Annotated in this window: 18 protein-coding genes; 14 read left to right on the top strand and 4 right to left on the bottom strand. The window is 69.9% G+C overall.

What is annotated here, in order from left to right; translation table 11 throughout:
* Positions 1 to 118: 118 nt before the first annotated feature.
* From hydA to MKL09_RS23085, 5 genes are all read left to right on the top strand, one after another.
* On the top strand, positions 119 to 1,546 hold the full coding sequence (gene hydA, locus MKL09_RS23105; RefSeq protein WP_244024088.1) for a dihydropyrimidinase: 1,428 nt from the start codon (positions 119 to 121) through the stop codon (positions 1,544 to 1,546).
* A 46-nt stretch (positions 1,547 to 1,592) separates the two neighbouring features.
* Positions 1,593 to 2,600, top strand: a complete 1,008-nt coding sequence (locus MKL09_RS23100) for an ABC transporter ATP-binding protein (RefSeq protein ID WP_244024086.1) — start codon at positions 1,593 to 1,595, stop codon at positions 2,598 to 2,600.
* Positions 2,601 to 2,616: 16 nt separating this feature from the next.
* On the top strand, positions 2,617 to 3,879 hold the full coding sequence (locus MKL09_RS23095) for a PotD/PotF family extracellular solute-binding protein (protein WP_244024084.1): 1,263 nt from the start codon (positions 2,617 to 2,619) through the stop codon (positions 3,877 to 3,879).
* Between the two features lie 250 nt (positions 3,880 to 4,129).
* Entirely contained in the window at positions 4,130 to 5,062 is a 933-nt protein-coding gene (locus MKL09_RS23090; protein ID WP_409566971.1) for an ABC transporter permease, read from the top strand.
* 1 nt (position 5,063) lies between these two features.
* Complete coding sequence (locus MKL09_RS23085) at positions 5,064 to 5,957, top strand: ABC transporter permease (RefSeq protein WP_244024082.1); 894 nt, start codon at positions 5,064 to 5,066, stop codon at positions 5,955 to 5,957.
* 290 nt (positions 5,958 to 6,247) lie between these two features.
* Here the strand turns inward: MKL09_RS23085 and MKL09_RS23080 are convergent, their stop codons facing one another.
* Positions 6,248 to 6,511 carry a type II toxin-antitoxin system ParD family antitoxin gene (locus MKL09_RS23080; protein WP_244024080.1) on the bottom strand — a complete coding sequence of 88 codons (264 nt, stop codon included), beginning with the start codon at positions 6,509 to 6,511 and terminating at the stop codon, positions 6,248 to 6,250.
* 400 nt (positions 6,512 to 6,911) lie between these two features.
* Between MKL09_RS23080 and MKL09_RS23075 the strand changes: the two genes are divergently transcribed.
* Positions 6,912 to 7,598: a 50S ribosomal protein L25/general stress protein Ctc gene (locus MKL09_RS23075; RefSeq protein ID WP_244024078.1), complete on the top strand. Its 687-nt coding sequence runs from the start codon at positions 6,912 to 6,914 to the stop codon at positions 7,596 to 7,598.
* A gap of 212 nt (positions 7,599 to 7,810) precedes the next feature.
* Here the strand turns inward: MKL09_RS23075 and pdxH are convergent, their stop codons facing one another.
* Complete coding sequence (gene pdxH, locus MKL09_RS23070) at positions 7,811 to 8,452, bottom strand: pyridoxamine 5'-phosphate oxidase (protein WP_244024076.1); 642 nt, start codon at positions 8,450 to 8,452, stop codon at positions 7,811 to 7,813.
* A 92-nt stretch (positions 8,453 to 8,544) separates the two neighbouring features.
* Between pdxH and MKL09_RS23065 the strand changes: the two genes are divergently transcribed.
* Positions 8,545 to 9,033 carry an RT0821/Lpp0805 family surface protein gene (locus tag MKL09_RS23065; protein ID WP_409566970.1) on the top strand — a complete coding sequence of 163 codons (489 nt, stop codon included), beginning with the start codon at positions 8,545 to 8,547 and terminating at the stop codon, positions 9,031 to 9,033.
* Positions 9,034 to 9,081: 48 nt separating this feature from the next.
* Here MKL09_RS23065 and MKL09_RS23060 read toward each other — a convergent pair whose 3' ends face one another.
* Positions 9,082 to 9,372, bottom strand: coding sequence for a hypothetical protein (locus MKL09_RS23060; protein ID WP_058193869.1), 291 nt, complete (start codon positions 9,370 to 9,372; stop codon positions 9,082 to 9,084).
* Between the two features lie 291 nt (positions 9,373 to 9,663).
* Between MKL09_RS23060 and MKL09_RS23055 the strand changes: the two genes are divergently transcribed.
* The 5 genes from MKL09_RS23055 to MKL09_RS23035 all read left to right on the top strand — a co-directional run bounded on the left by MKL09_RS23055 (position 9,664) and on the right by MKL09_RS23035 (position 16,180).
* Complete coding sequence (locus MKL09_RS23055) at positions 9,664 to 11,358, top strand: formyl transferase (RefSeq protein WP_409566969.1); 1,695 nt, start codon at positions 9,664 to 9,666, stop codon at positions 11,356 to 11,358.
* 124 nt (positions 11,359 to 11,482) lie between these two features.
* Complete coding sequence (locus MKL09_RS23050; protein ID WP_244024072.1) at positions 11,483 to 13,459, top strand: monovalent cation:proton antiporter-2 (CPA2) family protein; 1,977 nt, start codon at positions 11,483 to 11,485, stop codon at positions 13,457 to 13,459.
* An 8-nt stretch (positions 13,460 to 13,467) separates the two neighbouring features.
* On the top strand, positions 13,468 to 14,904 hold the full coding sequence (locus tag MKL09_RS23045) for an MATE family efflux transporter (RefSeq protein WP_244024070.1): 1,437 nt from the start codon (positions 13,468 to 13,470) through the stop codon (positions 14,902 to 14,904).
* Positions 14,905 to 15,050: 146 nt separating this feature from the next.
* Entirely contained in the window at positions 15,051 to 15,794 is a 744-nt protein-coding gene (locus MKL09_RS23040; RefSeq protein ID WP_244024068.1) for a DUF937 domain-containing protein, read from the top strand.
* 74 nt (positions 15,795 to 15,868) lie between these two features.
* A complete protein-coding gene (locus MKL09_RS23035; RefSeq protein ID WP_244024066.1) occupies positions 15,869 to 16,180 on the top strand; it encodes a cupin domain-containing protein in 312 nt (103 codons plus the stop codon).
* A gap of 28 nt (positions 16,181 to 16,208) precedes the next feature.
* Here MKL09_RS23035 and MKL09_RS23030 read toward each other — a convergent pair whose 3' ends face one another.
* Positions 16,209 to 16,658 carry a hypothetical protein gene (locus MKL09_RS23030; protein ID WP_244024064.1) on the bottom strand — a complete coding sequence of 150 codons (450 nt, stop codon included), beginning with the start codon at positions 16,656 to 16,658 and terminating at the stop codon, positions 16,209 to 16,211.
* Between the two features lie 401 nt (positions 16,659 to 17,059).
* Between MKL09_RS23030 and glyA the strand changes: the two genes are divergently transcribed.
* Positions 17,060 to 18,364 carry a serine hydroxymethyltransferase gene (glyA, locus tag MKL09_RS23025; RefSeq protein ID WP_243969908.1) on the top strand — a complete coding sequence of 435 codons (1,305 nt, stop codon included), beginning with the start codon at positions 17,060 to 17,062 and terminating at the stop codon, positions 18,362 to 18,364.
* A 117-nt stretch (positions 18,365 to 18,481) separates the two neighbouring features.
* Positions 18,482 to 19,177, top strand: a complete 696-nt coding sequence (locus MKL09_RS23020; RefSeq protein ID WP_244024062.1) for an aspartate/glutamate racemase family protein — start codon at positions 18,482 to 18,484, stop codon at positions 19,175 to 19,177.
* The last annotated feature ends 30 nt before the right edge of the window (positions 19,178 to 19,207 follow it).

The following is a 19,207-nucleotide window of genomic DNA, read 5'->3' as shown; positions in this document are numbered from 1 at the left end:
GACTTGCGCACTCTGGACCCCGCCGGATGGCTGTGCCCTCCTCGCGTCGTCCGAATCGGCGCGGACGATGCATCCGCCCGTCCCGACAGGCGCCCGCGGGCGCGGAGGAGAGCGCATCATGCCCGAATTCGACCTCGCCATCCGCGGCGGCACGGTGGTCACCGCGAGCGACACGGTGCAGGCGGATGTCGGCGTGCGCGGCGGGCGGATCGTGGCGGTCGCCGAGGGCATCGCCGACGCGGCCCGGGTGATCGACGCCTCCGGGCTGCTGGTCCTGCCGGGCGGCATCGACAGCCATGTCCACATCGCCCAGGATCCCGGCCCCGGCATCGTCATGGCCGACGATTTCGCCAGCGCCACCCGGGCGGCGGCGGCCGGCGGCAACACCTGCGTGATGCCGTTCGCGGTCCAGCCCCGGGGCGGCTCGCTGCGCGGCGCGGTCGACGCCTATCGCGCCAAGGCCGAGGGCCAGTGCCACGTCGACGTGGCGATCCACATGATCATCGCAGATCCGAGCGAGGCGGTGCTCGGCCAGGAGCTGCCGGCCCTGGTCGCCGACGGCTACACCTCGTTCAAGGTGTTCATGACCTACGACGACCTGGTGCTGAACGACCGCCAGCTGCTGGACGTGTTCCACGTCGCGCGGCGGCAGGGCGCCCGGGTGATGGTCCACGCCGAGGGCTACGACGCGATCCGCTATCTCAGCGACCGGCTGGAGCGGGCCGGCGAGACCAAGCCCTACGGCCACGCCCTGTCCCGGCCCGAGGTGGTCGAGCGCGAGGCGGCCCACCGGGCGATCAGCCATGCCGAGCTGATCGATTTGCCGATCGTCATCGTCCACGTCTCGGGCCGCGAGGCCACGGAGCAGATCGCCTGGGCGCAAGCGCGCGGCCTGAAGATCCGGGCGGAGACGTGCCCGCAATACCTGACGCTGACCGCCGAGCACATGAAGGGGCTCGGCCTCGACGATCCTATGGCGGGCGCGAAATACGTCTGCTCGCCGCCACCCCGGGACGAGGCCAGTCAGGAGGCGGTCTGGTCCGGCATCCGGCGCGGCATCTTCGACGTGGTCTCGTCGGACCATTCGCCGTTCCGCTACGACGACCCGCAGGGCAAGCTCAACCCGCGCGGGAAATCCTCGTTCCGCTGGATCCCGAACGGCATCCCGGGTGTCGAGACAAGGCTGCCGGTGTTCTTCTCCGAAGGCGTCTCGAAGGGACGGATCAGCCTTAACCAGTTCGTCGCGCTGACCGCGACGAACCACGCGAAGCTCTACGGCCTCTATCCGCGCAAAGGCTCGATCGCCCCGGGCTTCGACGCCGACCTGACCCTCTGGGACCCGAACAAGCGCGAGACGATCCGCCAAGAGATCCTCCACCACGGCTCCGACTACACCCCCTGGGAGGGCTTTGCGGTCACCGGCTGGCCGGTGATGACCATCGCGGGCGGTCAGGTGATCGCCGAGGACGGCAAGGTCCTGTCCGAGCCGGGCCGTGGCCGGGTGCTCGACCGGGCGGTCGATCCGGCGGATCGGCAGGGCGCATGAGGCCCCCTGGCCCGGCCCTTGCTCCGCGGCGGTGGGGGAGCCTCGCATGAATGTCGAGCTGATCGGCCTGACCAAGCGCTATGGCGCGGCGACCGCGGTCGATGGCATCGACCTGAAGGTACCGTCCGGGGCCTATTGCTGCCTGCTCGGCCCCTCCGGCTGCGGCAAGACCACGACGCTGCGGATGATCGGCGGCCACGAGCGCGCCAGCGCGGGCGACGTGGTGATCGGCCCGAAGGCGGTAGGCGACGCAACGCCGGCCGAGCGCGGCACCGCCATGATGTTCCAGAGCTACGCCCTGTTCCCGCATCTCGACGCGCGGGACAACGTCGCCTTCAGCCTGCGGATGCGCGGCATCGGCAAAGCCGAGCGCCGGGCCAAGGCGATGGCGATGCTCGACCTCGTGCAGATGGGCCACCTCGCCGGGCGCCTGCCGGCCCAGCTCTCGGGCGGGCAGCAGCAGCGCGTCGCGCTTGCCCGGGCCCTCGTCACCGGCCCGAAGGTGCTGCTGCTCGATGAGCCGCTCTCGGCGCTGGACCCGTTCCTGCGGGTGCGGATGCGGGTGGAGCTGAAGCGGATCCAGACCGAGCTCGGGCTCACCTTCATCCACGTCACCCACAGCCAGGAGGAGGCGATGGCGCTCTCCGACCTCGTGGTGGTGATGAATGCCGGCCGGATCGAGCAGGCCGCCGACCCGCGCACCGTGTTCGAGCGGCCGGCCACCGCCTTCGTGGCCCGGTTCATCGGCGGCCACAACGTGATCCGCCTGCCCGACGGGATGATTGCCGTGCGGGCCGACCGGATGCGGCTCGGCGACGAGGCCGGTCCGGGCGCGCTCGCGGCCCGGGTGGTCGCGGTCGAGTACCAGGGCACCAGCGTCCATGTCGGCCTCGATGCCGACGGGCTGGAACAGCCGCCCGAAGCCCTGGCCGAGAGCTCGGCCGCGCTCACCGCCGTGCTCAGCGATGCCGCCTTCGCGGCCCACCCGCTCCGGCCGGGCGACACGATCCCGGTCGGCTGGGACGCCACCGCCGCCCACCGCCTCGACGCGTAGATTGTTGGAGACGACCATGGACCCGTTCTCGAAGCCGAGCCGGCGCACGCTGCTGAAAGGGGCCGCGGCCCTGGCGGCGACGCCGGTGACCGGCTTCCCGGCCGTGCACGCGGCCGAGCCCGTGACCCTGCGCTACCTCGGTACCGCGGTGAGCCAGTCCGCCGACATCGCCCGGAAGGTGAAGGAGGATCTCGGGATCACCCTCGAATACATTCCCGTGGTCACCGACGAGGTGACCAAGCGCGTGGTCACCCAGCCGAACTCGTTCGATCTGGTCGACACCGAGTATTTCAGCCTCAAGAAGATCATCCCGTCGGGCAACCTGAGCGGCCTGGACGCCAAGCGGATCAAGCTCGCCGACCAGATCTCTTCGGTGTTCACCAAGGGCGAGGTGAGCGGGAAGCGGATCGGCGACCAGGGCACCGCGCCCCGGAAGGTGTTCTACCTCGAGGGCCAGACCGGCAAAACCTTCGCGTCCGCGCCGACCGAGTGGCTGACCCTGATCCCGACCACCTACAACGCCGACACGCTCGGCATCCGACCCGACCTGATCAAGCGGCCGGTGGAGAGCTGGAAGGATCTGCTCAACCCCGAGTTCAAGGGCAAGGCGTCGATCCTGAACATCCCGTCCATCGGCATCATGGACGCCGCCATGGTGGTGGAGGCCACCGGCGACTACACCTACGGCGACAAGGGCAACATGACGAAGCCCGAGATCGACCGCACCATCAAGGTGCTGATCGAGGCCAAGCGCGCCGGGCAGTTCCGGGCCTTCTGGCAGGACTTCAACGAATCCGTGAACCTGATGGCGTCCGGCGAGACGGTGATCCAGTCGATGTGGTCGCCCGCCGTCACCAAGGTGCGCGCCCAGGGCGTGCCCTGCACCTACCAGCCGCTCAAGGAGGGCTACCGCGCCTGGGCCCAGGGCTTCGGCATCCCGAAGACGCTCTCCGGCCGGAAGCTCGACGCCGCCTACGACTTCATCAACTGGTTCCTGTCCGGCTGGGCCGGGGCCTATCTCAACCGCCAGGGCTATTATTCCGCGGTGCTGGAGACCGCGAAGGCGCACATGCAGCCCGACGAATGGGCGTTCTGGATGGAGGGCAAGCCCGCCGAGAAGGACATCCTGGGCCCCGACGGCACCCTGATCGAGAAGGCCGGCGCCACCCGCGACGGCGGCTCCTTCGACCAGCGCATGGGCTCGGTCGCCTGCTGGAACGCCGTGATGGACGAGAACACCTACATGGTGCGCAAGTGGAACGAGTTCATCGCCGCGTGAGCGGGCTGGCGCATACCCTCCCCTCCCCCCTCGGTGAGGGAGACTGTCGGCCTCGCGCCGTTCTGGATGAGGCGCGGGTCCCCTCTCCCGTGTGGGAGAGGGACAGGGTGAGGGGACAGGTTTGTCCGGATAGGGCGCATCCCTCACCCCAACCCTCTCCCGCACGGGAGAGGGGGCGCGTCGCGACCGATGCAAGCCTCGGAGCCGGCCGTAGGCAGCCGGATGCGGCCACGCCGGCGAGGGCACCCCAGTGAACGACCTCGCCCTCCCCCGCACCGGCGAGACCGCCGCCGCGTCGATCGCCACCGCCCCCCGGCCCCGCCGCCGCAGCCTCGCCTATCTCCAGGCCGCCCCGCTGGCCCTGGTGTTCCTGGTCTTCCTGGTGGTGCCGCTGCTGCTCACCGGCATCGTGTCGTTCTGGGAGTACAACGAGTACGCGATCACCCCGGCGCTGACCCTGCAGAACTACACCGACGTGTTCGACGGCTGCCTCTCCGCCGATCTCTGCACCACCGTGCGCACCTATCTCTCGACCCTGAAATTCGTCGCCCTCACCCTGGCGATCACCCTGCCGCTGGGCTTTGCCATCGCCTACTTCCTGGCCTTCCATATCCGCTCGGACACGGTGCGGATGGGCCTGTTCCTGCTCTGCACGATCCCGTTCTGGACCTCGAACGTGATCCGCATGATCTCGTGGATCCCGCTGCTCGGCCGCAACGGCCTGATCAACGACACGCTCCGCAGCCTCGGCCTGATCAAGGCGCCGATCGAGGGGCTGCTCTATTCCGACTTCGCGGTGGTGCTGGCCTTCGTGCACCTCGACACGGTGTTCATGATCGTGCCGATCTTCAACAGCCTGGCCCGGATCGACCGGTCGCTGATCGAGGCGGCGCGCGATTGCGGCGCCTCCGGGTTCCAGACCCTGTGGAACGTGGTGCTGCCGCTGGCCAAGCCCGGCATCGCCATCGGCTCGATCTTCGTGGTGACCCTGGTGATGGGCGACTTCGTCACCGTCGGCATGATGGGCGGGCAGCAGATCGCCAGCGTCGGCAAAGTGATCCAGGTGCAGATGGCCTATCTGCAATTTCCGGCCGCCGCCGCCAACGCGGTTGTGCTGCTGGCCGCCGTGCTGCTGATGATCCTGGGGCTCACCCGGATGATCGATCTGCGCAGGGAGCTGTAGGATGGACCGGCCGCGCGGCTTCGCCTTCTACGGGCTCGCCGGGATTTTCTGCCTCTACGTCCTGTTCCTGTACGGGCCGACCCTGACGATCCTCGCCTTGAGCTTCCAGGGCCCGTCCGGCGGCCTGACCTTCCCGATGAACGGGGTCTCGACCCACTGGTTCGCCAAGCTGTGGGAGGGGGTCGGCGTCGTCGACATCTGGGCGGCGCTGCGGCGCTCGCTGATGCTCGGGCTGGTGGTGATGGCGCTCACCGTCACCCTCGCGTTCTATGCCGGCCTCGCCTTCCGCAAGGGGTTCCGGGGGGCGGGCCTCGTCTTCGCCCTGGCGGTGTCGAGCCTGATCGTGCCCTCGATCGTGGTTTCGCTCGGGATCGGGCTGGAATTCCGGCTGCTCGACGACGGGATCAAGGCGCTGGCAGAGGCCACCGGCTGGGGATTCCTGCAGGACCACGCCACCCTCATGGGCCTCTACAGCTCGGCGCTGGGGGCGCATCTCACCTGGACGCTGCCCTTCGGCCTGCTGATCATGTTCGCGGTGTTCAACCGGTTCAGCCCCGCCTACGAGGAGGCGGCCCGCGACCTCGGCGCCACCGGCGCGCAGACGCTGCGGCACGTGGTGGTGCCGATCCTGGCCCCGGCCCTGGTCGGCGTCGCCCTGTTCGGCTTCACCCTGTCCTTCGACGAGCTCGCCCGCACCAGCCAGGCGATCGGCGGCCGCAACACCCTGCCGCTGGAGCTGCAGGGCCTGACCACCACGGTGACGACGCCGGAGATCTACGCGCTCGGCACCACCACGACGGCGTTCTCCGCCCTGGTGATCGGCACCGCCCTCGGCCTGACCGTGTGGCTGCAGAAGCGCCGGGCGCGGCGGGCGCTGGCGGGGCTGCGGCCGTAAGGGGGGCGGTCCGGCGTGCGGTGAGACCCGCGCAAGTCTGTTGCCGGATGAAACGCGACCCTTTCCCAGACGCCTGGAACGCCAGTGGAAGGCGATCCGGGACCTAGTAGGCAATGCGCCGCGTAGCGGCACCATCAAGAAGCGGCGTTGCTACGAGCGGACGCTTTGCGTCGTCCTGTGCTGGATCCCGGGTCGCATGCCGCTGACGCTGCATGCGCCTGGGAAAAGGGGTGGCGCGCGCATGGCGACGCTCTGCAAGTCAGTTTTCATGGAGCCGATATCTGCGACTGTCACGCACCACCCTTGACGGCTTTCATCCGGTTGACGTGGTGAACACGCAACTCGGCGAATACCTCATCGGCAGGAATCGCTGGCCGGGGATCGTCCAGCGCCTCATGCACCTTCCACCGGAGGACGGCATCCAACGCCCCATCCCCGCGGTCGAGCACCTGCAGCACCGCATCGCCGCTGGCACAGCGACCGGATTTTGTGCGGGCCTCGGCGCTCGCCTGTGAATCGCGGAGGTTAGCGGCGATGGGCTTGCTCGTACGCATCAATCGCCTCCCCTTGAGTCGTACTGATCGAGGGGTCGCGGCGCCCCTCACCGTCATTGCGAGCGCGGCGAAGCAACCCAGTGCAGCGCGCGCTTCCAGATCGTAGCGTGTCCCTGGGTCGCTTCGCTACGCTCGCGATGACGGCGCGGAACGAGCAGCAACCGATCCAGCCGGATCACTGTGAGAGCGCCATTCGGCCTCGAGCATGCCCGCACGCAAAGCGACTGCGGCGTGATCGGCGGCCCCACCCGAACATTGCCAATCCGCCCCCATCCGTGTATGCGCACCGCGCGCCCTCCGACACCCTTGGAGGCAGGGGCGCACCGGAAAGGTCACAGCCGTCCGCGTCGGGCGGCTTTTTCGTTTTCCGGGTCCCAACATCATTTTGAAGGATCACGCCATGAGCGCAGTCAAGACGCTTGAGGCCGTGGCACGCGACCGGGTCGGCAAGGGGGCCGCCCGGGCCGTTCGTCGCCAGGGTCAAGTTCCCGCCGTCGTGTACGGAGGCGGCCAGCCGCCGCAAGCCATCGCCATCGATCTCGTCCGCGCCCGCACCCTGATCTACGCCGGCGGGTTCAAGACCACGCTGTTCGAGATCAAGGCCGGCGGCAAGACCGTTCGGGCGATCCCGCGCGACTTCCAGCTCGACCCGGTCAGCGGCGTGCCGCTGCATGTCGACTTCCTGCGCGTCGTCTCCGGTCAGACCGTGACCGTCGAGGTGCCGGTGCACTTCATCAACGAGGACGCGGCCCCCGGCATCAAGAAGCTCGGCGGCACCCTCAACATCGTCGCCCATACCCTGACCCTCGAGGTCGCCCCGGACCAGATCCCGGACGCGATCGAGGTCGACCTGACCGGCCGCCAGATCGGCGACGTGATCCACGTCTCCGACGTCAAGATCCCGGCCGGCACGCACACCGGCGAGCCCCACGATCCGGTCGCCAACATCGTGCCGCCGACCGTGCTGGGCGCCGAGGTCGAGGCCGAGGAGGCCGCGATCGCCGAGGCGCAGTCGGCCGAGGCCGCCGAGGAGAAGGCCGAAGAGGCGTCCGAGGACGAAGAGAAGAAGGACGGCGAGGAGGCCTGAGCCTCGTCGCACTTCACGTCGCGTCGAGAGCCCCGGCCCCCGCCGGGGCTCTCTTCGTTTCAGGGGGCACCGCCAGGTCTATGGGCTCCCAAAGGGCTCAGCCCTTTGGCGGGGTTCGGGGGCGGAGCCCCCGATGTATCGGGCGAAGCCCGACAGCAGGGCGCTGCCCTCCACCCGCAAACGGTCTCGGACCTTTTGAAACCGGGACTTTGCTACGGATACAGCCGCGACCGGCTCCAGCCGTCGCCGGCGCGGGTGAAGCGGACCCGGTCGTGCAGGCGGTAATCGCCGTTCTGCCAGAATTCCAGCGACACCGGGGCGATGCGGAAGCCGGTCCAGTGCTCCGGCCGGGGGATCGGGCCGTCCTCGTAGCGGGCGGCGAGCTCCGTCACCTCGGCCATCAGCGTGGCGCGGTCGGTGAGCGGGCGGGACTGGCGACTGGCGATGGCGCCGAGCCGGCTCTCCCGGCGGCGGCTCTCGAAATAGGCGTCCGCCTCCTCCGGCGTCACCGGCGAGACCGGCCCGCGGGCGCGGATCTGCCGGCGCAGGCTCTTCCAGTGCAGCACCAGGGCGGCCTGCGGGTTCTGGGCCAACTCCTCGCCCTTGGCGGACTGGACGTTGGTGTAGAACACGAAGCCGCGCGCGTCGAAGCCCTTGAGCAGCACCATGCGCACGTCGGGCAGCCCGTCCGACCCCGCGGTGGCCAGCGCCATCGCGTTCGGGTCCTCAGGCTCGGCGGCCTGCGCCTCGCGCATCCAGGCGTCGAACAGCGCGACGGGGTCGTCGCTCAGGGTAAAGTCCGAGGTCGGGGCAGCCGCACCGGCCTTCGGGTCATCGGTCCTTAACTGATCCACGGCAAGACTCCTGCCCGCCGCGTCAAGGGCCTGAGGGGGCACCGACATCGGCATGTTCGGTCGAGCGGATAGCCCGTCGTGAGTCAGGTGTAATGCGGCGATGCGCGTGTAAAGAGCCAAGCCGACGGTTGCGCGTCCCTGTGGCGATGACAGCCGCGTCGCTGGCGGTGCTCCTGTGCGGCTGCAGCCAGCCGCTGCTCGTGTTCCGCGGCGAGCCCGCGGAGGCGCCCCCCGTGGCCGAGGAGCCCGTGGTCACCGGCAGCATCGAGAAGCGGCCGGCGAGCTTCGGCGGCGATCTCGGCGAGGAGGATTGGCGGCGCGCCCGCGCGGCCTTGTCGGTCGCCCTCGATCCACAGGGCAACGGCCGTCCGGTGAAGTGGGACAACCCGGAGACCGGCCTGTACGGCGCGGTCAACCCGACCGGCCTGCCCTACGTGGCCGACGATCTGATCTGCCGCAATTTTCTGGCTTCGGTGATCGGCCCGGGCCGCAGCCGCTTCGTGCGCGGCACCGGCTGCAAGCCGTCCGGCGGCCATTGGGTGCTCAAGCGGGTCCGGAGCGCCACGGCAGAGAAGTCCTGACGCAACCGCCGGGGCACCCGATCCGGGGCCCGGCGGAACGCACGTTCCTCAGTACGGATAGCCGTAATACGGCCGCATGCGCAGGCGCGGCTGGGCGGCCGGCGGCGTCGCGGCGCGGGCCGCGGCCTCGGGATCGTAGGCGCGGATATACGGGTCGAGGGCCGGGTCGCGGTAATTGCCGTTGTTGACGCCGGCCGAACGGTCGTTGCCGCTCAGCGCCGCGTAGGGCGAGAGCCCGCTGCCGCTGTCACCGCCGCCACCGCCGCCGCCCCAGGCGAAGGCGGCGCTCGGGAGGCCGATGAGCAGCATCGCGGCCAGCGGCATCATCTTGCGTGTCATGTCGTGTCTCCGCATCACATCTCACGGGCGAACCGCCAAGCCGATCCGCGGGTTCCCGAGGGAGGTCGGGATCGCCACGTGGCATGGTATCACGGCCGCGTAACGGCGGGTTATCGCGGCGTGCGAAACGCGGGTCATTTTGTTCCTCAACAGAGTCCGATCAGAATCAACCGACCGGAACAGTGACGAGGCCGCCGGACTTGTTGGATCGTGCCACGGAGCGATAGCATTCGTTCAGACGACAACCGTATCGTTGGTTGTCCTCGAGGGTCTTCAGGGTCTGGATTCGCGGTGAGCGTCGCTACGGGATTCGACACGCCGCAGGAGACAGCCTCGTTCGAGACGGGGGCGGCCGGCCTTCGGGACGCAGCCCGCGCGAAGCCCGACAGCGTCGTCCGCCTGATGGAGCGGTCGATCGGGGGCGCGGACCACCCGGGACGCGGGACGATCGCGCTGCGACCTGTGGCGCGGCAGATCACCGTGCGGCTCGACCGCCGGACCCTGCGCGGCTGGCACATCCGCCTCCTCGACCAGCTCGGCCAGCGACCCGATCGGCGGCTGCGGGTCGTTTGGGTCGCCGGTGCGCACGACCTGCCACCCAATGCCGAGCTGCTGTTTCGCCTGGAAGCGGCGATCCACGGCCTGCCCCGCCCGGGCCTCGCCACCGCGGCCGAGCCGATGGCGTTCGCGGCCTACGGCACCGAGGTCGCGGCGGACAATCCCGACCTCGTCCTCGATCTCTCGGGCGCCCAGGCCGGGTCCGACGCGACCGCCGACGCGGCGCAGCCGGTCTGGAGGCTCGATTTCGACGGGATGCCGGGCGAGGCCGGCCTCCTCGCCGCCCTGTTCGCCGGGCGCGCGCCAGTCGCCGCCCTGCGGGGCTCAGAGGGCGCTCCGGTGGCGGTCGGGCGCCTCGGCGCCGAATCCCACACGGTGATGCTGGTCGCCTTCGAGGATTACCTCGCCCGGATCATCACGCTGATCGCCGCCGCCCTCGACGGCGCCGCCTCGACGCACCTGCCGGACGGGACCGAGGCGCCGCTGCAACCGGGATCGCGCTTCGACCTCGGCGGTCTCGGCGTCAGCCGGCGCGCGGCGAGCGGACTGGCCCGGCAGATCGCCCGCAGGCTCTACGCGCTCTGCTTCGACAGCCCACAATGGCGGGTCGGCTGGCGGCGGGTGGTCGGCCCCGACCTGATCGATCTGCGCCGCCACCCCGCGGGCGGCTGGACGGACCTGCCCGATGACGGGCGGCGCTTCTACGCCGACCCGTTCGCCATCGCGCATGGCGGGTCCGTCACCCTGTTCGTCGAGGAATTCGATTATCGCCGCGGCAAGGGCGTGATTTCCGCCCTGCGCTTCGACGAATCCGGGCCGCGCGGCCGCCCGGAGCCGGTGCTGGAACTCGAGACCCACCTGTCCTACCCGTTCGTGTTCGAGGCGGACGGAGCGGTCTGGATGATCCCGGAATCCCACGCCTCGGGCACGATCGACCTCTATCGGGCCACGGCCTTCCCGGGGGGTTGGGTGCACGAGGCCGTGCTGGTCGATCACGTGGTCGCGGGTGACGCCACGTTGCTCCGCCACGACGGGTGCTGGTGGATGTTCGCCACGGTCCGGTCGGGCGGGGGCAGCTATTCCGATACCCTCCACCTCTGGCACGCACCGGATTTCCGCGGCCCCTGGACGCCGCACCCGCGCAACCCCGTGCTGATCGATGTCGGCTCGGCCCGGGCGGCCGGGCCGATCGTGGCGCGCGACGGCGCCCTGATCCGGCCGGTGCAGGATTGCCGCCGGGGCTACGGCGCGGCGCTCGGCCTCGCCCGGATCCTGCGGCTCGACGCCGACGGCTACGAGCAGCGGGTCGAGACCCGCCTCGGCCCCGGGGCGGCCTGGCCCGGCTCCCGCCTGCACATGCTGAGCGCGGCCGGCGGCTTCGAGTTCATCGACGGCTCGCGCCGGGCGCGGTCGCGGCTGCTGGGGTGATCTGGCACCATCCGGGCCCCGCTTGTGCCGAACGGCACCCCCGCACATCTCGCATCGCGGCGCCGCGCGCGCTAAGCCGGAACCTGCGCCCACGAACCCGAAGCCATCCGCCGAGAAGATCTGCATGGCGAGCCCCGTCGAACATGCGAGCTTCCTGCCGCCGGTCCTGACCTTCCTGGCGGCGGCGGTGATCGGCGTGCCGGTGTTCCGGCTGATCGGCCAGAGCGCCGTGCTCGGCTACCTCGTGGCCGGCGTGCTGATCGGACCGTCCGGCCTGTCGCTGATCGCCGAGCCCGAGACCGCCGCGAGCGTCGCCGAGATCGGCGTGGTGCTGCTGCTGTTCATCGTCGGGCTGGAATTGCACCTGTCGCAGCTCGTCTCGATGCGGCGGGACATCTTCGGCCTCGGCGCGGCGCAGCTGGTCGCCTGCGCGCTGGTGCTGGGCGGCGTCGGGCTGGCCGCCGGGCTCAGCCTCGGGGCGGCCTCGGTGATCGGCATCGCGCTCGCCCTGTCGGCCACCGCGGTGGCGCTGCAGCTCCTGGAGGAGCGCGGCGACCTCGGCAGCGCCTACGGGGGCCGGGCCTTCGCGGTGCTGCTGTTCCAGGACCTGTCGGTGGTCGGCATCCTGGCGCTGATGCCGCTGCTGGCCACGGCGGGCGGCGGGACCGGCGGCCCCTGGCTCGGGGCGGCGGCGATCTCCACCGGCAAGGCGGTGGCGGCGATCCTGGCCGTGGTGCTGGTCGGCCGCTACGGCCTCAACCCGTTCTTCCGGCTGCTGGCGGCCAGCGGCGCCCGCGAGGTGCTGACCGCGGCGGCGCTCCTGGTGGTGCTCGGCACGGCGCTGCTGATGGAGCAGGTCGGCCTGTCGATGGCGATGGGCGCGTTCCTGGCCGGCATCCTGCTCGCCGAGTCGAACTTCCGCCACCAGCTCGAGGCCGAGATCGAGCCGTTCCGCGGCATGCTGCTCGGCCTGTTCTTCATGAGCGTCGGCATGTCGATCGACGGCGGCCTGGTGCGGGAGGTCTGGCCGGCCCTGTTCGGGGCGACGCTCGGGGCGATCCTGCTCAAGGTCGCGCTGGTCGCCGGCCTGTTCCGGCTGTTCGGGTCCGACACCCTCGGGGCGCTCCGCGGCGCGGCCGTGCTGGCGCCGGCGGGCGAGTTCGCCTTCGTGCTGCTGCCCCAGGCGGAGGATCTCGGGCTCACCGGTCCCACGGCGACGCGCTTCGCGGTGGCGCTGGCGGCGCTGACCATGCTGATCGGCCCGATCGCCGCCAAGGGCCTCGACAAGCTGATCGAGCGCCGCACCGCCCGCGAGCAGGTCGACGTGTCGGAGCCCTCCGCGGAACTCGCCGAGAGCGGCGAGGCAAGGGTGCTGGTGATCGGCTTCGGCCGGTTCGGGCAGGTGCTGACCCAGGTGCTGCTCGCCGAGGGCATCCCGGTCACCGTGATCGACAAGGACGTGGAGCAGCTGCGCGCGGCCTCGCGCTTCGGCTTCCGGATCTATTACGGCGACGGCACACGGCTCGACGTGCTCCGCGCCGCAGGGATCGGCCGGGTCGAGCTGGTCTGCATCTGCGTGGACGACCGCGCCGGCGCGCTCAAGATCGTCGACATCGTGCACGAGGAGTTTTCCAGCGTCCGCACCTTCGTGCGCGCCTACGACCGTCTGCATGCCGTCGAGCTGATGAACCGGGACGTCGATTTCCAGATCCGCGAGACCGCGGAATCGGCCCTCGCGTTCGGGCGGGCGGCGCTGGAAGGCCTCGGCCTGTCGCCGGAGGTGGCCGCGGCCCGGGCCGAGGACGTGCGCAAGCGCGACATCGCCCGGCTTGTGCTGCAGCAGGCCGGCGCCCTGCCGGAGGGCGCCGGCTGGATGCGCGGCGCCGCGGCGGGGCTGAAGCCCGAGCCGCTGACCGAGCCGGTCCGGCCGGCCCGGGCGCTCAGCACCGAGACTCGCGACCTGATCGGCAGCGACCGGCGCGAGGCGGCCGAGCGGGTCCTGGACAAGCCCGCCCTCGCCCCGCAGGAGCCCGATACGGCCAATAGCGAGATCGAGCCGGAGCCCGAACTGGAATCGGAAGGCAGCGCCCGGGATGCGTGACGGTCCCGATGCCTGACACTCCGCCCCCGGCCGAGGCGGGCCGGTTCGTCAGCGGCTCGATCCTCCGGCACGTGGTCGTGATGGCCGCCACCGGCTCGGTGGGGCTGATGGCGATCTTCGTCGTCGACCTGCTGTCGCTGTTCTACGTCTCGAAGCTCGGCGACCCGAAGCTCACGGCGGCGATCGGCTTCGCGGCGATCGTCCAGTTCTTCGCCACCGCGGTGAATATCGGCCTGATGATCGCGGCCGGGGCGCTGGTCGGCAAGGCGGTGGGCGCGGGCGACCGGGACAAGGCGCGGCGGCTGTCGAGCTCGGCGCTGGGGCTCGCGAGCCTCGCCGCCGCGCTCATCGCCCTGCTGATCTTCGCCCTGTCCGAACCGCTGCTGAGCCTGATCGGCGCCAGCGACGAGACGCTGCGGGTCGCGCAGCTGTTCCTGGACATCACCCTGCCCTCGAACCTGCTGCTCGCCGCCGGCATGCTGTTCGCCGGCCTGCTGCGCGCAGTCGGCGCGGCGCGGCAGGCCATGATGGTGACGCTCGCCGGCGCGATCGTCACCGCCTTCCTCGACCCGCTGCTGATCTTCGGCGCCGGCCTCGGCGTCGAGGGCGCGGCGATCGCGGTCTGCGTGGCGCGGGCGACCTTCGTGGCGGTAGGCCTGCGCGGGGTCATGCAGCACCAGCTGCTCGGCCTGCCGCGGGTAGCCGACATGGTCGCCGATGCGCCCGTGCTGGCGGCGGTCGCAGGGCCGGCGGTGCTCACCAACCTCGCGCCCTCGGTGGCGAGCGCGTTCCTGGCGCGGCTCTTTGCCGGCTACGGCGCCGATGCGGTGGCGGCCGCCGCCGTGATCGACCGCCTCACGCCGGTGGCCTTCGGGGGCCTGTTCGCCCTGTCGGGGGCGATCGGCCCGATCCTGGCGCAGAACTGGGGCGCGGGGCGGTTCGACCGGATGCGCGGGGTGCTGCGCGAGGCGGTCCGGGTGACGCTGGCCTACGTGGCCGTGGTCTGGCTGATCCTGGCGCTGGCCCGCGAGCCCCTGGCGTCCCTGTTCGGGCTGCACGGCGTAGCGCGCGACCTGTTCGGGTTCTTCTGCCTGGCCGGTGGCGCGATCTGGTTCTTCAACGGGCTCCTGTTCCTGGGCAACGCCGCGTTCAACAATCTCGGCTTCCCGATCCGCTCGACCCTGCTGAACTGGGGCCGGGCGACGCTCGGCACCGTGCCGCCCGCGATGCTCGGCGCGGCGCTCCACGGGCCGCGCGGCGTGATCGCCGGGATGGGCCTCGGTTCGCTGATCTTCGGCGTCATGGGCATCCTGCTCGCCCGCCGCACCGTCGACCGGCTGGAGGCGCGGGGCCGGCGCGTCCGCGAGCCGGAGGCCGCCCGCGAGGCATCGCAGCGCGCCGCGCCCCTGCCGGCCGGCCAGACCCATCCCGGGCCGGTGAGCTGAGAACCGGGTGCGGTCCGCAATACCGTCCGATCGCCCGGCGGGACCGGACTGAGCACAAGTTCCTCTCGTGGGAACTGGTATTTCGCCGCGCAACCGGTCACGATGGCCCGTCCCGGCCGGTTCGACCGGGACAGGGACGAGGCGTCATGTTCAACCCGCTCGAGATGTTCCAGGCCCAGGGCGAGGCCGGGATCCAGGCGATGGCCCAGCAATTCGGCCTGACCCCCGAGCAGACCACCCGCGCCTTCGAGGCGCTGATGCCGGCCCTGACCTTGGGATTGCAGCGCGGCGCCGGCCTCGATCCGACCGGCTTCGCTCGGATGTTCGGCATGCCGGACGCCGCCCGCGCCGCCGCGCCCCAGGGCCTGGAGGCCCTCACCCAGATGTTCGGCTCGGCCCAGCTGATGCAGGCGGTGCTGCGCCAGGCCTCGGCCACCAGCGGCGTCGGCGCGCAGGTGCTGCGCCAGATGCTGCCGATGATGGCCGGCGCCGTGGTGGCGAGCATCGTGCACGTCATGCTCAACCAGCCGCAGGCCGAGCCGGCGCAGGCCCGGCCGACGGCGCCCCCGCCCCCCGTGCCGTTCCCGTTCGGCCCGGCCTGGGGCGAGATGGCCAAGGCGTTCATGCCCGGCGCCGCCGCGGCCCCGGTGCCGCCGAAGCCGATCCCGAAATCGCCGAGCGAGACGGCCGGCGAAGCGGGCTCCGCGATGATCGAGCAGATGATGCGCACGGGCGCGGAGGTTCAGGGCAACAACATCCGGGCGATGCAGGAGCTGTTCGAAACCTTCTGGCCATCGTCGGGAAAGCCCGCGGATCCGGCCCCGCCGAAGCCCGAGCCGAGCCCGCCGAAGCCCCGGCGCGGCCGCGGCCCCGAGGGCGGGACCGGTTGACGCACGGCCCGGGTTGCCAGGGCCGTTGACCCGGCGCGGCGCGACGGCATCTCCTGCGGCGAAGGAGAGACCCGATGACCGACCACCTCACCGCCTGGGACACCTGCGAAGAAACCGTTGCCGGCAACGGCGTCGCCAAGCGCACGATCCCGGGCGCCGGCGCGAGCCTTGTGCGGGTCGTGGTGCCCGCGGGCGTCTCGGCGGGGCGCCACAGCCACGATCACGAGCAGTTCGTGCAGGTGATCTCCGGCTCCGGGTTCCTCGAGACCGAGCAGGGCCGCAAGCCGTTCTCCGCCGGCAGCGTGTTCCACTTCCCGCCCGGGACATGGCATGCGGCCGCGTTCGAGACCGAGACTGTGCTGGTCGAGACGAATTTCGTCTCCTGAACGCGGGCGACATGTGCCCGATCCGGACTCAAAGGGACGTGTTTCTGCCGAACTGCGCCTCGAGCCTTGCGATGCTTGCCACCGTGTCGTGGGCGTAGCGGATTGCGGCCTCAGCGGTCAGCAGCTTGTCCTCCTGTGGGTCGAAGGCAATCCCACCCGACAGCTTGAGGCCGGCGGCAATCGCGATCCAGGTCCCCGCGCAGGCCGGGAACGTCGCGAAGTAGAAGGCGTACGCGCATGCCCATGGTCCTCCGAAATCCGTTTCGGGGTAGGTCTCCGCCAAGTCGGAGAACGGAATGACCGAGCACTCGAAGCCAGCCTCACGCCCCTGCCATGTGGCAGGAAGGTGACCGGACACGGCTGGCGGAATTTGATCCGCTTCGAGCTTCAAGTCGAATCCTATCGCATCGATGGCGGCCTGCCATTCTAGGATGCTGGAAATGGGTTGCGAGCATAGAGCATAGGCTTCCATAGTCATGCGTGTACCGATCCAATCATAAAAGGCCTAAAAAATTCGAATGTTGTTTCTATGTATTACCATACGACAGCATGAAATATAGATTATAAACAAAAACTAGGATATTGTGAGAAAATTTCCGATAAATACTCAAGATTACAGTATCAAATACACCATCGACTTATATTCTATTCTATCGCAGCTTAGATGAGTCAAGCGATTCTGCCGCCTGACAAGAGGGTGGCATGTGAGGCATCAGTCTGACGGGGCTGCGCTCACCTGCGGCAAATAATTCTTTGTGCCCGCCTAAAATGCATGTGCTTGGCGGCACGGGCCGGCCCGTGTAGGAATCCCGCTCGAATGCCCGCCCGTGCACGCCGACGAAAGGCCGGGCCCCGCCCCTATCAGAACAGAGGCAGACCATGAGCGCCGGTACCGCCGCCGACAAGCACTTCTCGAACAGCTTCTTCGCCGCCCCGCTGACCGAGGCCGATCCCGAGATCGCCGATGCGGTGTCGAAGGAACTCGGCCGCCAGCAGCACGAGATCGAACTGATCGCCTCGGAGAACATCGTTTCCCGCGCCGTGCTGGAAGCTCAAGGGTCGGTGCTGACCAACAAGTACGCGGAAGGCTATCCGGGCCGGCGCTACTACGGCGGCTGCCAGTTCGTGGACATCGCCGAGAACCTCGCCATCGAGCGCGCCAAGCGCCTGTTCGATTGCGGCTTCGCCAACGTGCAGCCGAATTCCGGCTCGCAGGCCAACCAGGGCGTGTTCCTGGCGCTGATGCAGCCCGGCGACACCTTCCTGGGCCTCGACCTCGCGGCCGGCGGTCACCTCACCCACGGCGCCCCGCCCAACGTCTCGGGCAAGTGGTTCAAGCCGGTCTCCTACACGGTGCGCCGCGATGACCAGCGCATCGACATGGAGCAGGTCGCCGCGCTCGCCGAGGAGCACAAGCCGAAGGTGATCATCGCCGGCGGCTCGGGCTACCCGCGTCACTGGGATTTTGCCAAGTTCCGCGAGATCGCCGACTCGGTCGGGGCCTACTTCATGGTCGACGCGGCCCACTTCGCCGGGCTGATCGCCGCCGGCGTGCATCCGTCGCCGTTCCCGCACGCCCACGTGGTCACCACCACGACCCACAAGACCCTGCGCGGCCCGCGCGGCGGCATGATCCTCACCAACGACGAAGCGCTCGCGAAAAAGTTCAACTCGGCGATCTTCCCCGGCCTCCAGGGCGGCCCGCTGATGCACGTCATCGCCGGCAAGGCCGTGGCCTTCGGCGAGGCGCTCAAGCCCGAGTTCAAGATCTACGCCCGCCAGGTGGTGGAGAACGCCAAGGCGCTCGCCGACACCCTGATCTCGGGCGGCTACGACATCACCTCGGGCGGCACCGACAACCACCTGATGCTGGTCGACCTGCAGCGGAAGGGCCTCACCGGCAAGGCCGCCGAGGCCGCCCTGTCGCGGGCCGACATCACCTGCAACAAGAACGGCGTGCCGTTCGACACCCAGAAGCCGACGATCACCTCGGGCATCCGGCTCGGCACCCCGGCCGGCACCTCGCGCGGCTTCGGCGTCGCCGAGTTCAAGCAGATCGGCGGCTTCATCGTCGAGGTGCTGGACGGCATGGTGGCCAAGGGCGAGGCCGGCGATCCGGAGGTCGAGGCCTCGGTGAAGAGCCGCGTCCACGCGCTCACCGACCGGTTCCCGATCTACGGCTGAGGCCTGCTGGCCCGACCGATTGCGCCGGGTTCCCAAGAGAGGAATAGACGCCCGCGGGTCTTCGGATCCGCGGGCGTCGTCTTGTCGGCGCCAAGGTTCTCTCCGAGAGGCAACGCCGTGCCAAAGCATATCGGGATCGTGGGATGCTCCGCCGAAGGGGCGGCGCTCTGCTACCGGACGATCTGCGCGGAAGGCGCGGCGCATCTGGGCCCGCATGGACACCCCGAGGTGTCGATGCATACGCATTCGCTGGCGGCCTATGTCGATTGCCTCGATCGCGGCGATCTGGCGGGGGTCGGCGACCTGATGCTGTCCTCAGCGGCCAAGCTTCAGGCCGCCGGAGCCGATTTCCTGATCTGCCCGGACAACACCATCCATCAGGCGATGGATCTGGTCCGCCCGCGCTCGCCGTTGCCTTGGCTGCACATCGCCGAGGTGGTCGCGGCGCAAGCCTCGGCCCGCGGCTTCCGCCGGGTCGGCCTGACCGGAACCCGCTGGCTGGTTGAGAGCGACGTATACTCGACGGCGCTGCGCCGATACGGCATCGCCTGCGTGATCCCGCAACCGGACGAGCGAGCCCGGATCAGCACGATCATCATGTCCGAGCTGGTCAACGGGATCTTCGATCCGGCGAGCGTCGCCCTGTTCCAGACGGTCATTTCACGCCTGAAAGACGACGAGCGCTGCGACGCCGTCGTGCTCGGCTGCACCGAAATCCCCCTGATCATCCATGACGGCAACGCGTCGCTGCCGACCCTGGACTCGACACGGCTGCTCGCCCGCGCGGCCCTCGCCCAGGCGGTTGCTTCCTGACAGTCGGAGTGCTTGCCCGTATCCTGGCAA

The sequence above is a fragment of the Methylobacterium sp. J-048 genome (assembly GCF_022829515.1).
GTDB lineage: Bacteria > Pseudomonadota > Alphaproteobacteria > Rhizobiales > Beijerinckiaceae > Methylobacterium.
Note: the sequence above shows the minus strand (reverse complement) of the source record. Positions and strands in the feature narration are given on the sequence as shown.

What these genes read in the sequence shown, in the direction of transcription:
- MKL09_RS23050 (WP_244024072.1), top strand. Translation starts at nt 11,483, where the DNA reads ATGGCGAGCCCCGTCGAACATGCGAGCTTCCTGCCGCCGGTCCTGACC.
- MKL09_RS23100 (WP_244024086.1), top strand. Translation starts at nt 1,593, where the DNA reads ATGAATGTCGAGCTGATCGGCCTGACCAAGCGCTATGGCGCGGCGACC.
- MKL09_RS23030 (WP_244024064.1), bottom strand. Translation starts at nt 16,658, where the DNA reads ATGACTATGGAAGCCTATGCTCTATGCTCGCAACCCATTTCCAGCATC.
- MKL09_RS23085 (WP_244024082.1), top strand. Translation starts at nt 5,064, where the DNA reads ATGGACCGGCCGCGCGGCTTCGCCTTCTACGGGCTCGCCGGGATTTTC.
- MKL09_RS23060 (WP_058193869.1), bottom strand. Translation starts at nt 9,372, where the DNA reads ATGACACGCAAGATGATGCCGCTGGCCGCGATGCTGCTCATCGGCCTC.
- MKL09_RS23075 (WP_244024078.1), top strand. Translation starts at nt 6,912, where the DNA reads ATGAGCGCAGTCAAGACGCTTGAGGCCGTGGCACGCGACCGGGTCGGC.
- MKL09_RS23065 (WP_409566970.1), top strand. Translation starts at nt 8,545, where the DNA reads ATGCGGCGATGCGCGTGTAAAGAGCCAAGCCGACGGTTGCGCGTCCCT.
- MKL09_RS23045 (WP_244024070.1), top strand. Translation starts at nt 13,468, where the DNA reads ATGCCTGACACTCCGCCCCCGGCCGAGGCGGGCCGGTTCGTCAGCGGC.
- MKL09_RS23035 (WP_244024066.1), top strand. Translation starts at nt 15,869, where the DNA reads ATGACCGACCACCTCACCGCCTGGGACACCTGCGAAGAAACCGTTGCC.
- glyA (WP_243969908.1), top strand. Translation starts at nt 17,060, where the DNA reads ATGAGCGCCGGTACCGCCGCCGACAAGCACTTCTCGAACAGCTTCTTC.
- MKL09_RS23095 (WP_244024084.1), top strand. Translation starts at nt 2,617, where the DNA reads ATGGACCCGTTCTCGAAGCCGAGCCGGCGCACGCTGCTGAAAGGGGCC.
- MKL09_RS23080 (WP_244024080.1), bottom strand. Translation starts at nt 6,511, where the DNA reads ATGCGTACGAGCAAGCCCATCGCCGCTAACCTCCGCGATTCACAGGCG.
- hydA (WP_244024088.1), top strand. Translation starts at nt 119, where the DNA reads ATGCCCGAATTCGACCTCGCCATCCGCGGCGGCACGGTGGTCACCGCG.
- MKL09_RS23040 (WP_244024068.1), top strand. Translation starts at nt 15,051, where the DNA reads ATGTTCAACCCGCTCGAGATGTTCCAGGCCCAGGGCGAGGCCGGGATC.